Genomic DNA, 13,216 nt, shown 5'->3' on the forward strand with positions numbered 1-13,216 from the left:
TTTATTATTTCTGCCCGAAAAGCTCGCGCACTTCCCGCGAGGGCGGTGCCGTCAGCAAGCTGACCGTGATAAAGACCACCAGCGCCAGCGTGAGGCTTGGCACGATGGCGTGCAGACCAGCCAGCTTGATCCCCCACTGACTCAGTACCCCATAGCTGACGATGCCGCTGACCATGCTGGCCAGCGCGCCCGGGCCGTTGGCCCGTGACCAGTAGAGGCCGAGCACCAGCGGCCAGAGGAACACAGCCTGCAGACCGCCAAAGGCGAGCAGGTTGAGCCAGATGATCATCTCGGGCGGTTGCAGCGCCGCCAGCAGCACCAGGGTGCCCAAGATCAGGGTGCAGAGCAGGGAGAGGCGCGGAATGCGCACTTCCAGCTTCTCCTGCTTTGGACTCAGATAGTTGAGATAGAGATCTTTCACCAGAGTGGCGGAAGCCTGGATCAGCTGGGAGTCGATGGTGGACATGATGGCTGCCATCGGCGCCGCCAGAAAGACCCCGGCCAGCCAAGGGGGCAGCACTTCCATCATCAGGGAGGGCATGATCTTGTCCGGGCTGTCCATGCCCGGCAGGATGGCGCGGCCAAGGGCACCCGCCAGATGCATGCCGAACATCAGCAGGGCGCTGACCACTGTGCCGATCAGAATGCCGCGATGGAGCGCCTTGCTGTCGCGATAACCAAAGCAGCGCAGCGCCGAGTGGGGCAGTCCCACCACCCCGACACAGACCAGGATCCAGAAGCTCAGCATAAAGGGCTGGGTCAGCATGTCGCCGGCTCCTTGCGGGCTCACCAGTTTGGGATCGATCTCCCTGAGCTGGTGGATAAGGTTTGGCAGGCCGTCACCTGCGACCAGAATCCCCGCCAGCAGGGCACCGGTGCCGATCAGCATGATGATCCCCTGCAGGGCATCGGTCATCACCACGGCGCGAAAACCGCCGATGATGGTGTAGAGCAGCACGCAGCTGGCAAACAGCATCAGCCCCTGCTGGTAGGAGAGGCCGGTGGCGGTCTCCAGCAGGCGGGCGCCGCCGATAAACTGCACCACCATGGTCGCGATAAAAGCGAGGATGATAGTAACGGAGCCGAGGATCACCACCGCCTTGCTCTGATAGCGGGCCCACAGCATGTCGTTGATGGTCACCGCATTGACCCGGCGGGCGATGATGGCGAACTTCTTGCCAAGCACCCCCAGAGTGAGCCAGACGGTGGGCAGCTGGATCATCGCCAGCAACACCCAGCCCAGACCGATCTTGTAGGCCGCGCCCGGCCCACCGATAAAGGAGGAGGCCGAGGTGTAGGTGGCCACTAGCGTCATCGCCAGCACCAGCCCGCCCATGCTGCGGTTGCCGATGAAGTACTCCTGCACGAAGTTGCCTTGCGCGCGATGGCGGCTGGCCCAGAAACCCACCCCCAGCACCAGCACCAGATAGATGACGAGCGGCAGCATCAACTCAAGATTCATGGGATGACTCCTTGCCGGAAGGGGAGTGGGTATCGAGGGGGATCTCCACAAACAGCCGGTTCACCATCAGGGCGCAGAGCAGAATGAACAGCAGCGGCATCACCATGCAGCTGAGCAGGAACCACAACGGCAGCCCCCACAACTCCAGCTGGAGCGGGATAAAATAGGCGGTGCCATACCAGGCAAAGAAGTAGAACAGGGTCAGCAGCAGGCAGAAAGCTGCTTCCCGGCGGGCGAGAGCAAAACGGTTCACCTTGGCCTCCGACAAATTTGAGGGGCGCAAGGATAACAAAAAAGGGCCATGTCGCCATGGCCCTTTTTCAGCAGAGGCTCCTTGCGGAGCAGACTTCCATCGGAAGTCCGGTCTCTATCAGCGATACTTACAGACCCAACTTCTTGTGCAGGTAGTGGGCGTTGGTACTGCCACCGTGCAATGTCATCGGGTCTCTATCAGCGATCCTTACAGACCTAACTTCTTGTGCAGATAGTGGATATTGGTGCCACCGTGCTGGAAGTTTTCGTCTTTCATGATCTCTTTTTGCAGCGGTACGTTGGTCTTGATCCCTTCCACCACCAGCTCGTCCAGCGCATGACGCATGCGGGCGATGGCAATGTCACGATTCTCGCCGTAGCAGATCAGCTTGCCGATCATCGAATCGTAGTGGGGCGGTACCTTGTAACCGGCATAGATGTGGGAGTCCCAACGCACGCCCAGACCACCCGGCGCGTGGAAGCGCTGCACCAGACCCGGAGAGGGCATGAAGGTGGCCGGATCTTCGGCGTTGATCCGGCACTCGATGGCATGGCCACGGATGCGGATATCTTGTTGGGTGATCGACAGGGGCTGGCCGGCGGCGATGCGCAGCTGCTCCTTGATCAGATCGATACCGGTGACCATCTCGGTGACCGGATGCTCAACCTGAATACGGGTGTTCATTTCGATGAAATAGAACTCGCCGTTCTCGTACAGGAACTCGAAAGTACCCGCACCGCGGTAGCCGATCTCGATACAGGCGCGCACACAGCGCTCGCCGATGAACTTGCGCATTTCGGCGGTGATGCCCGGTGCCGGCGCCTCTTCCACCACTTTCTGGTGGCGACGCTGCATCGAGCAGTCACGCTCGCCCAGATAGAGGGCGTTGCCCTGGCCGTCTGCCAACACCTGAATTTCGATGTGGCGCGGGTTTTCCAGGTACTTCTCCATGTAGACCATGTCGTTCTTGAAGAACTGGCCTGCTTCGGATTTGGTCAGCGCGATGGCGCCCGCCAGTTCCGCTTCATTGCGCACCACGCGCATACCGCGACCACCACCGCCACCGGCGGCCTTGATGATCACCGGATAGCCGATGCGCTTGGCAATGGCGGCGTTGTGCTTGGCGTCGTTGTCGACGGGGCCGTCAGAGCCCGGTACACACGGTACGCCTGCTTTCTTCATCGCTTCGATGGCGGAGACCTTGTCACCCATCAGGCGAATGGTCTCGGCGCGCGGGCCGATGAAGATGAAGCCGGATTTTTCGACCACTTCGGCGAAATCGGCGTTCTCGGAGAGGAAGCCGTAACCCGGGTGGATGGCCACGGCACCGGTTACCTCGGCGGCGGCGATGATGGCCGGGACGTTGAGGTAGGATTCAGTACTGGCCGGTCTGCCGATACAGATGGATTCGTCGGCCAGCAGCACATGCTTGAGCTCCCGGTCGGCGGTGGAGTGAACGGCCACTGTCTTGATCCCGAGCTCTTTACAGGCGCGCAGGATCCGCAGGGCAATTTCACCGCGGTTGGCGATGACTACTTTGTCCAACATGGGTGGCGATTTCCCTTATTCGATGATGAACAGCGGCTCGTCAAATTCGACGGCCTGACCATTTTCAACCAGGATCGCTTTGATCACACCGGCCTTGTCAGACTCGATTTGGTTCATCATTTTCATGGCTTCGACGATGCACAGGGTGTCGCCGACATTGACTTGCTGACCCACTTCCGCGAACGGCTTGGCATCCGGGCTGGAGGAACGGTAGAAGGAGCCAACCATCGGGGAGCGCATCAGGTGACCGCTCGGGGCGGCATCGGCGGCGGGTGCAGCGGCAACCGGGGCGGCAGCGGCAGGTGCGGCAACCGGAGCGGCTTGCTGCATCATCATCTGCGGCATGGCGGTGGTCACCTGACCGGAGAAGTTGCGGCTGATGCGAACGGACTCTTCACCTTCGGAGATCTCCAGTTCGGCGATGCCGGACTCTTCAACCAGTTCAATCAGCTTCTTGATTTTGCGGATATCCATTAGCATTCTCTTTCTTCTTTATCTGATCAGTGATTATCAAGCCGCGCGCAGATGGTGCACGGCCGCGGTTAAAGCGAATTGGTAGCCATCGGCCCCCAGACCACAAATGACCCCTTTGGCGACATCAGACAGATAGGAGTGATGACGGAACGGCTCCCTGGCATGGACGTTTGACAGGTGAACCTCGATAAAAGGGATGGCGACACCCAGCAGCGCATCGCGAATGGCGACGCTGGTGTGGGTGAAGGCGGCTGGATTGATGATGATAAAATCCACCTGGCCCATGGCCTGATGGATGCAGCTGACCAACTCATGTTCGGCATTGGATTGCAGATGTTCCAGAGTGACACCGAGTTCGCTGGCGTTAAGCTTCAGATCGGCGACGATCTCATCAAGCGTTTTGCTGCCGTAGATACCAGGTTCCCGTTTGCCCAGCAGATTCAGGTTTGGTCCGTTGAGCAGGAGAATGCGGTGATTTTGCGACATATTGAGTACATCCTCGATGATAATGCTGCTATCTATCAGCTATCTTGTGGACTACCAGAAATCTAGCCATTTTCTGCGCAAATCGGTGTGCCCTGGCACACAGATTTCGCAATTATATTGATTTCGTGAAAATTAGCAGCATTTTACTGGTCTAATCTCTACATCTGGCTATTTAATGCACGTTTTGGTCGGCAAGGCTCCGTAGCTACCGCCTTGCTGTTTGTTGGCAGATAAGAAACGACAAAGCCGGCACAGGGCCGGCTTTGTTGAGCAACAAACGAAGCGGGATCAGGCTGCTTCCGACTTCTCGCGGATGAGTTTGTCTACTACGCCCGGATCCGCCAGGGTGGAGATATCCCCCAAGCTGTCGGTCTCGCCGGTGGCGATCTTGCGCAGAATTCGCCGCATGATCTTGCCGGAACGGGTCTTCGGCAGCCCCTCCGCCCAGTGAATGACATCCGGCGTGGCGATGGCGCCAATCTCCTTGCGGACCCACTCCTTCACCTCTTTATGCAGCTCGCGGCTAGGCTCTTCCCCGGCGATCAGGGTCACATAGGCATAGATACCTTGACCCTTGATCTCGTGAGGAACCCCCACCACCGCGGCTTCAGCAATCTTGGGATGGGCCACCAGCGCCGATTCAATTTCGGCGGTACCCATGCGGTGGCCGGAGACGTTCAGTACATCATCCACCCGACCGGTGATCCAGTAGTAGCCGTCCTCGTCGCGACGGGCACCGTCGCCGGTGAAGTAGCGGCCCGGGAAGGTGGAGAAGTAGGTCTGCTCGAAGCGCTCGTGATCGCCGAATACGGTGCGCATCTGGCCCGGCCAGGAGTCGGTGATCACCAGATTGCCCTCGGTGGCCCCCTCCAGCGGCTCGCCCATGTTGTCGACCAGCGCCGGTTGCACCCCGAAGAAGGGACGGGTAGCAGAGCCCGGTTTCAGGTCGGTGACGCCGGGCAGCGGCGTAATCAGGATGCCGCCGGTCTCGGTCTGCCACCAGGTATCGACAATGGGGCAGCGCTCATCGCCAATGGTGCGGTAGTACCACTCCCAGGCTTCCGGGTTGATGGGTTCACCCACCGAACCCATGATGCGCAGGCTCTGGCGGGAGGTGCCGGTGACCGCTTCGTTACCCTTGGCCATCAGGGCGCGGATGGCGGTTGGGGCGGTATAGAGGATGGTAACCTGGTGCTTGTCCACCACCTGACTCATGCGGTTGGTGGCCGGGTAGTTGGGCACCCCTTCGAACATGATGGTGGTGGCACCATTGGCAAGCGGCCCGTAGACCAGATAGGAGTGACCAGTAACCCAGCCCACATCGGCGGTACACCAGTAGATATCCTCTTCGTGGTAGTCGAACACATATTTGAAGGTGAGGGTGGCGTAAACCAGATAGCCGCCGGTGGTGTGCAGCACCCCCTTGGGTTTGCCGGTGGAGCCGGAGGTATAGAGGATAAAGAGCGGATCTTCGGCGTTCATCGCCTCGGGCGGGCAGTCGCTGCTGACGGCTGCGGTCGCTTCATGCCACCAGATGTCGCGGTGGTTGTGCCAGGCGACATTGCCGCCGGTGCGCTTGAGCACGATCACCTTGTTGACCTGGGTTTCCGGGTTGGTGAGCGCTTCATCCACATTCTTCTTGAGCGGCACCGGACGGCCACCGCGCAGACCTTCGTCGGCGGTGATCACGATGCGCGAGCCGGAGTCGATGATGCGGCCAGCCAGCGCTTCCGGCGAGAAGCCGCCGAATACGATGCTGTGTACCGCGCCGATGCGGGTACAGGCCAACATGGCGATGGCGGCTTCGGGTACCATGGGCATATAGAGGCAGACCACGTCGCCGCGGTGAACCCCTTGTGCTTTCAAGACGTTGGCAAACTTGCACACTTCGCTGTGCAACTCGCGGTAGGTGAGTTTGCGATCTTCGGCAGGGTTGTCCCCTTCCCAGATGATGGCGACCTTGTCACCTCGTTCGGCGAGATGGCGATCGAGACAGTTGGCCGAGACGTTGAGCTGGCCATCTTCAAACCATTTGATGGAGACATGGCCCGGATCGTAGGAGGTGTTCTTGACCTTGGTATAGGGTTTCATCCAGTCGAGAATTTTTCCCTGCTCTCCCCAGAAGGTATCGGGATCCTCGACGGAGGCCTGATACATGGCGGCGTAGTCGCCCTTGTCTAGCAGTGCATTGCTGCTGATGTGGGGTTTGACCGGGTAGACCTTGCTCTCGCTCATCACTCACTCCTTTGAATACATACTTTTAATAATTAAGTAACAACTTATACCTTTGGTGGCGGGGGGCAATTAGACTTTTGGATAGGCGGCAACAGTTGGTTACAGGACAAAGAGTGACAATTATTCGGCGAGTGGGTAAAAGGGGCCGTGTCGATTAATTGGAGGTCATGATGTTTTCTCTGTTGCTCTGTGCATCCCTTTGGCAGTTTGATGCGCCAGTGTCCGCTGGCGAACCTCCGAAAGAGTTTGCGATCACCCATCAGGAGGCCTCACCTGCGCTGCGGGATCGGGTGGCTGATCAGCTTGGTCATGCATGGCAGGCCAAAGAGCCCGGTACCAGACTCACCTTCAGCGAGCCAGCTCCCCGTTATGCTGGCGAATCACCGCTGACGCGCATGCTCAATGATCGTGATGATGGTTGGGAATCCCGCTTGCAGATCGAGTGGTAATCCGGTCGGCAGCCAGGAGGCGGATGCCTCCCAGTTGGTGATGATGATTGCCTGCCGCTATCAGACGTAGCGTTGATGCAGGCGATCTCCCATATGTTCGACATGCAGTGGTTTGCTGAACAGATAGCCCTGTCCTTCGCCGCAGTTGAGTGATTGCAAGAAGGCGTGTTGTGCCTTGGTTTCAATCCCTTCGGCGGTGACCTCCATATCCAGACTGTCGGCCAGATTGATGATGGTGCGGCAGAGCTCCCGACTGTTCTTGTCTTCCGGTAATGCCTGCACAAACGCCCGGTCGATCTTGATGCGATCGATCGGCAGGGTCTTGAGCAGACTCAGTGACGAGAAGCCGGTACCAAAGTCATCGATGGCAATCTGCACGCCGAGATTTTTCAGGCGGGTAAAGAGATCCAGACTCTGTTCGACCCGCTGGATGATGCTCTCCGTCACTTCAATCTCCAGCCGTTCTGGCGGAAATCCGGTCTCGGCCAGAATAGCGGCGACCCGTTCAACATAGCCCGGGGAGCGCATCTCCCGCACCGAGACGTTGACTGACAAGCGGGGCACCGGCAGTCCGGCGGCCAGCCAGTTTTGTCCCTGCTCGCAGGCGTTGCGCATCACCCACTCCCCAATTTTCTCGATCAGGCCGCACTCCTCCGCCACCGGAATAAAGCGGGTCGGCGCTATCATCCCCTCATTGGGATGCTGCCAGCGCAGCAGGGCTTCCAGTCCACTCAGGTGGCCGTTGGCCAGATTGGTCATGGGTTGATAGAAGATGCAGAGCTGTTCGAGCTCCAGGGCCTTGAGCAGACCCTGCTCAATCTGCATCCGCTCGCGGGCTCGAGCCGCCATGCAGGGGGTATAGAACTGGAAGCCGTTGCGCCCCTGACTTTTCGCCTCGTACATGGCGCTGTCGGCGGCGCTGACCAGGGTTTCCGGGCTGTCTGCATGATCCGGATAGATGGCGATACCGATACTTGCCGAGATTGCCACCAGTTCATGAGCCAGCTCAACTGGTTCACGCAACACGGTCAGCAGGGTATTGGCCAGGGTTGCCAGCTCGTCAGGCTCCTCCAGATAGGGGATCAGCACCAGAAACTCGTCTCCCCCGAGGCGGGTCGCCAGATCGTTGTGCTGCAGGCAGCCGCGGATCCGCTCTGCTAGCCGCTTGAGCAGCTCATCGCCAACTCCGTGGCCCAGGCTGTCGTTGATCAGCTTGAAGCCATCCAGATCGATAAAGAGCAGCCCCAACCGTTTGCGATTGAGCTGCGCGGTTTTCAGCTCAAGGGCCAGCCGCTCCTGCAACAGATGACGATTGCCCAGCTCGGTCAGGGGATCGTGATAGGCAAGGTGATTCAGCTCGGCCTCCACCTTGCGAATGGCGCTGATGTCGGAAAGGGCGATCACATAGTGAGTGGTGTTGTTGAAGTTGTCATAGACAGCACTGATCTGCTGCCAGGAGGAGAAGTAGCTGCCATCCTTGCGCAGACAAACCATCTCGCCATGCCAGGCGTTGTTGCCGGGGCGCAGGTGATACCAGGGATAGTCGAGGTCGGTGTAGCGCCTGGGATGCATGATGATATCCGGGGTGCGGCCTATCACCTCCTCGGCATTGTATTGGGTCAGCATGGTGAAGGCCGGGTTGACCGACAGAATATGGTGCTCGCTGTCGAGGATGATGATCCCCTCGGCCGTGGTATCGAATACCACGTTGGCCTGATGGAGTCGCTCCTCCTGGCGGCGGCGGGCGGTGGCATTGTGAATGACTCCCATGACCCGGTGGCCGACCGACTCGGTGGCGGGGACATGGTCGGCATGAATATCGACCCAGTGGCGCTCGTTGAGAGCGGTGAGGTAGCTCAGGGTGAGATGGATGGGGTCATGACTTTGCAGGGCGGCCTTGAGCTGGCTGCCAGATTCCGGTTCAAAACAGTCGACGAACGCTTGCAGCCCGCCGTGGAACTGGTTGGCCTCGATGCCCAGCAGCGGCTCAATCTGGCCGTCGAACAGTAATCTGTCCTCCGCCACGTGCCACTCCCATACCCCGATTTGGGCTGCTCGCATTGCCAGCTGCAGCCGTTGTTCGGTTTCGTACTGCTCGGTGATGTCCCGCACGATGGCAAGGATGCCGTTCAGCTCCCCTTTCTCATCCCGCATCGGGCTGTAGGTGGCCTGAAAGCGGCGGGAGCTGCTGTCGTACGCCGCGGTTTGGCCCGTGATGGCGATATCTACGTAGGGCATGCCGCTGCGCATGATCTGCTGAAACATGGGCTCCAGGGTCGGGGCCAGCTTGGGAACTACCTCTCTGAGGTGCTTGCCCTGATGCTCCTCGATGCTTTTGCCATTGATGTCGGCCAGCACCTGATTGACTTTACGGTAGCGAAATTCGCAGTCAAAGACGCCGATGCCCAGAGGGGCATTATCCATCAGCTGTTCCAGGACGGTGTGATCTGACAGCTGGGTCAACATTGCCTCGGTGTCGGCGTTGAAAAGCTTCCCATCCATGATGACCTCGGCATTGATTGTTTTATCACTTGCATCAGTTCTCAGTATGGCACGAACTGTTTGGCCGGGAGTCAAGCGGAGTTATCTGGTTGTTTTGACGGCAAGAATAGGCAGAAAAACCTGATAAAAAGGATGGAAAAAGGGGCGAGTGGTTATCCCTTCTGGCGACCAAACGCCTGAATACCGCGCACAAATACCAGCCAGCCGAGCAGATGGAACGGGAGGGCAAGCAGATAGAGCAGCAGGAAGTGCGACTCGCTGCCGCTGCTGTTGATGAAGTCGATCCAGGCGGCCAGCAGCGCCAGCATGCCGGCAATCTGGAAGCGGCGGCGCAACACCACCTCGACGCCGAGATTGGCAAGGTAGAGGGTGAGCAGGATGCCGGCAAATCCGGTGAGCTGGGCGGTGCCGTAGAGCTCGCGATCTGGGTTGAACAGCAGCGCAATCAGGGGAGTAATGCCCTGATCCAGCGGGATCAGGGCCAGCAGCCAGCATACAATCAGAAGCAGGGCTGTCTTCATCGCGGCCTCAGTCGGCGGACTGTGCCGGTTTGACCAGAGAGAGGTAGTTGGCATCCATCTTGAGGAAGACCCCCAGCAGACGGGCACTGGCGCCGTAGAAGCCAAACCGGTCGGCGGCGCGACAGGCGCTCTCGAACTTGTCAAACCAGCCCAGCAGATGACCGTGCAGCAGCGCTTCCTGCTCGTCGAGCCAGCGTTCCCGCTCGGCCGCGCTCTTGGCTTCCGCCGCGCGGATGATGAGATTGCCCATCAGGTCCAGCTCGATAGCCAGATGGTCGGCAGGCTCTTTGTATTTGTCGCTGACATTGATGCCGAGGCGATCGAGGCGGGCCTGCATCTCGGCCATCGGGGCCTGCATTAGCAGCTTGGCCTCGCCGCGGTAGAGCGATTCGTAGGGCAGGGCGCCCTGTTTGGGATCCACCAGAAACAGGCCGGCGAAGTCGGCAGCGAGTTCGAGTTGGCGATCCGGGCGCACCAGCAGGCGGGCGATGGCCTCGTTGAGTTCGGCCACGGCTTCGCGCATCGGATCCAGGGTGGAGAGGCTTTTCAGGAAGCTTCGCACATCATAGGTGTCATATTCGGCGATCTGCTCATCACTGAGTTCGGCGGCGAACAGGGTGGAGAACCACCAGTAGAGTTCGGCCCGGCGTTCGCTGGTAGCCATAAATTCCTGCATTTTTCCTCCGTGGATGGCAATCGGGAGCCTTGATGGCTCCCGATTCTAACGACTTTAAAAATAAAGGAAACTCAAGGGGGTGCTTTCGTCCCCCTGGGGTCAGAGTGCCGGGAACATGGGGTCGATGCCCTTGGCCGATTCCGGCGTGCCGAAGGCAGTGACGGCAGGTGCCTGTCCGCGGAACTTCTCGATCTCCACCAGCGCGGTATGGGCCGTGGTGGCCTGCGCCAGGCTGGAGGAGCCGATGTCGGCGGTCAGCACGTTGGGATCGCCGTAGGTACAGATAGTCCCCACCTTGCCACCCTCTTGCGGGCCATACCAGGCTCCTTCCTGAATGCGCACCACGCCGGGGGCGTAGTCATCGCTTACCACCAGACCGGCCAATACCTGACCGCGGCTGTTGAACACCCGCACCAGATCGCCGTCCTTGAGGCCGCGGGATTTGGCATCCTGCGGATTCATGTAGACAGGCTCGCGACCCTGCACTGTGTAGGTGGCGCGATAGTTGTCGGAGGAGCAGAGCTGGCTGTGCAGCCGTTTGTCCGGGTGGCAGGATTGCAGGTGCAGCGGGTACTGTTTGCTGCCCGGCCCGCCGTGTGAGCGCTCGTAGGGTTCGATCCAGACCGGGTGGCCCGGGCAATCCCCATAGCCGTAGTCAGCGATGGTCTTGGAGTAGATCTCGATAAGGCCGGACGGGGTACCCAGTGGCTCCAGATCCGGCTCCTGACGGAACGACTCGTGGCGCACCCAGGGTTGGCCCGCCGGGAAGGTGACGAAGCCTTCGCCGTGCCAGAACTGGCTGAAACGGGGCAGACGAATGCCGATACCGCGACCCTGCAGGCGGGCGTCGTCATAGATGCTCTGGATCCACTCCAGCTTGCTCTTGCCACCGGTGAACTCGGCCTCGCGACCGAAGCGACGGCAGAGATCGGCGAAGATGTCGTAGTCATCCCGCGCCTCGAACAGCGGCTCCACCACCTTGTACATGGCCAGAATGCCCGCGTTGGAATGAGAACCCCACTGCTCGATATCATCCCGCTCATAAGTGGTGGTGGCGGGCAGCACGATATCGGCGAAGCGGCAGCTGGCCGTCCACTGGTGATCGATGCTGACCACGGTTTCCAGCTTGCGCCAGGCCGCGACCATCTTGTTGCGATCCTGCTGGTGGTGGAACGGGTTGTTGCCGCAGAACACCGCCATCTTCATGTGGGGGTAGGTGATGGTCTGGCCGTTGAAGGCGATCTGCTTGCCCGGATTGAGGATGCAGTCGACGAAGCGGGCCACCGGAATGTACTTGGAGTAGCCCTTCCAGTCGCCGTCATGGAGTGGCTTGACCCCGGGGATGACCGAGCTGAAACCGGACATGATGGGGCCGCTGGAGGTGATGGTGCCCGCCCCGTTGTAGTGCCAGCCAAAGCCGTAACCGCCCCCCGGCAGGCCGATCTGGCCAATCATCGAGGCCAGAACCACCAGCATCCAGGCGTACTGCTCGCCGTGGTGCATGCGTTGCACGCACCAGCCGCCGATAAGCTGGGTGCGGCCGCTGCTCATGGTGCGGGCCAGCTCGCGGATGGTCTCGGCTGGTACGCCACAGATGGCGGCGGCCCACTCGGCGTCCTTCACCTGACCATCGCTGGTGCCCAGCAGGTAGGGCAGGAACTTGTCAAAGCCGGTGGTGTAGTTCTTCAGGAACGCCTCGTCATGGCGCTTCTCGCTGTAGAGGGTGTGGGCGATGCCCAGCATCAGCGGTACGTCGGTCTGCGGATTCAGGGTCACCTGATCGCAATTGAGGTACTTCTGGGTCTTGGATTTGACCGGGTCGACACTGATCACCCGGATCTCGCCTTTGGCCACCTTCTCTTTCAGCTGTGCCCAGTAGTCGTAGACGCTGTGATCCGGCACCAGCCAGCCCACCTGCAGGTTCTTGATGGGATCGGAGCCCCAGATAACGATGGTTTTGCTGTGCTCCAGCACCAGCGGCCAGGAGGTCTGCTGTTCATACACCTCCATGGCGCCCGCCACGTGGGGCAGGATCACTTGGGCGGCACCGGTGGAGTAGTCACCGGCCTTGGCCAGATAGGTGCCGTGCAGGTTCATGGCGCGCCCCAGCATGGCGCCAGCGGAGTGCAACTTTCCCACCGACTGCCAGCCGGAGTGGCCGGCATAGAGGGCGCTCGGGCCATAGGTCTTCTGCACCCGCTCCAGCTCGTGATAGAAGAAGTCCAGCGCCTGGGACCAGGTCACCCGCACGAAGCGGTTCTGACCGCGTTCGCTGGTGTCGGACTGGTGGCCCTTGCGCAGCCAGTCCAGTCGCACCATGGGGTAGCGGATGCGGGAGGGGTTGTAGACCACCTCACTCAAGGCCTTGAGCATGTCAGTGGGGTGCTTGTCATGCTCGAACGGCAGGGTCTCGACCCAGAGTCCATCGACCACTCGGGCACGGAAGGCGCCCCAGTGGGAGCCGGACTGCACCAGCTTGTCGCCAGACTCGGCAGCCATCACGGCGCGACCGAGCAGGGAGGGGCCGATCAGGGCAGAGGCACCGCTGGCCAGCAAGCCACCCAGAAAACCACGACGGGAAATATTGATCATCTTGTTATTCCTCTTTCG

Annotated in this window: 11 protein-coding genes; 1 reads left to right on the forward strand and 10 read right to left on the reverse strand. The window is 60.0% G+C overall.

Going from position 1 to position 13,216, the window contains the following annotated elements; all coding sequences use genetic code 11:
• Positions 1–4 precede the first annotated feature (4 nt).
• From panF to acs, 6 genes are all read right to left on the reverse strand, one after another.
• Positions 5–1,462: a sodium/pantothenate symporter gene (gene panF / locus AB5Z02_RS08950; protein WP_236321215.1), complete on the reverse strand. Its 1,458-nt coding sequence runs from the start codon at positions 1,460–1,462 to the stop codon at positions 5–7.
• Positions 1,452–1,715: a YhdT family protein gene (locus AB5Z02_RS08955; protein WP_005349483.1), complete on the reverse strand. Its 264-nt coding sequence runs from the start codon at positions 1,713–1,715 to the stop codon at positions 1,452–1,454. Before AB5Z02_RS08955 ends, panF begins: the two co-directional genes overlap by 11 nt.
• A gap of 207 nt (positions 1,716–1,922) precedes the next feature.
• A complete protein-coding gene (gene accC, locus AB5Z02_RS08960; protein ID WP_005338910.1) occupies positions 1,923–3,263 on the reverse strand; it encodes an acetyl-CoA carboxylase biotin carboxylase subunit in 1,341 nt (446 codons plus the stop codon).
• 15 nt (positions 3,264–3,278) lie between these two features.
• A complete protein-coding gene (gene accB / locus AB5Z02_RS08965) occupies positions 3,279–3,737 on the reverse strand; it encodes an acetyl-CoA carboxylase biotin carboxyl carrier protein (protein WP_005338908.1) in 459 nt (152 codons plus the stop codon).
• Between the two features lie 36 nt (positions 3,738–3,773).
• Entirely contained in the window at positions 3,774–4,223 is a 450-nt protein-coding gene (aroQ, locus tag AB5Z02_RS08970; protein WP_058057284.1) for a type II 3-dehydroquinate dehydratase, read from the reverse strand.
• Positions 4,224–4,511: 288 nt separating this feature from the next.
• Positions 4,512–6,458 (reverse strand): acetate--CoA ligase, encoded by a 1,947-nt coding sequence (acs, locus tag AB5Z02_RS08975; protein ID WP_123173670.1) that lies wholly within the window; start codon positions 6,456–6,458, stop codon positions 4,512–4,514.
• Between the two features lie 167 nt (positions 6,459–6,625).
• On the opposite strand from acs, the gene AB5Z02_RS08980 reads away from it, so the two are divergent.
• Positions 6,626–6,907, forward strand: coding sequence for a hypothetical protein (locus AB5Z02_RS08980; protein WP_236382247.1), 282 nt, complete (start codon positions 6,626–6,628; stop codon positions 6,905–6,907).
• A 60-nt stretch (positions 6,908–6,967) separates the two neighbouring features.
• Here the strand turns inward: AB5Z02_RS08980 and AB5Z02_RS08985 are convergent, their stop codons facing one another.
• The 4 genes from AB5Z02_RS08985 to torA all read right to left on the reverse strand — a co-directional run bounded on the left by AB5Z02_RS08985 (position 6,968) and on the right by torA (position 13,198).
• Positions 6,968–9,373 (reverse strand): EAL domain-containing protein, encoded by a 2,406-nt coding sequence (locus tag AB5Z02_RS08985; protein WP_233267188.1) that lies wholly within the window; start codon positions 9,371–9,373, stop codon positions 6,968–6,970.
• Between the two features lie 188 nt (positions 9,374–9,561).
• Positions 9,562–9,930: a hypothetical protein gene (locus AB5Z02_RS08990; RefSeq protein ID WP_368215883.1), complete on the reverse strand. Its 369-nt coding sequence runs from the start codon at positions 9,928–9,930 to the stop codon at positions 9,562–9,564.
• Between the two features lie 7 nt (positions 9,931–9,937).
• The gene (gene torD, locus AB5Z02_RS08995; RefSeq protein ID WP_368215884.1) at positions 9,938–10,606 is read right to left on the reverse strand and encodes a molecular chaperone TorD; all 669 of its coding nucleotides are present in this window, start codon (positions 10,604–10,606) and stop codon (positions 9,938–9,940) included.
• A gap of 99 nt (positions 10,607–10,705) precedes the next feature.
• Positions 10,706–13,198: a trimethylamine-N-oxide reductase TorA gene (gene torA, locus AB5Z02_RS09000; protein ID WP_368215885.1), complete on the reverse strand. Its 2,493-nt coding sequence runs from the start codon at positions 13,196–13,198 to the stop codon at positions 10,706–10,708.
• Between the last annotated feature and the right edge of the window lie 18 nt (positions 13,199–13,216).

The sequence above is a fragment of the Aeromonas sp. R2-3 genome (assembly GCF_040908375.1).
In the GTDB taxonomy this organism is placed as follows: Bacteria; Pseudomonadota; Gammaproteobacteria; order Enterobacterales; family Aeromonadaceae; genus Aeromonas; species Aeromonas veronii.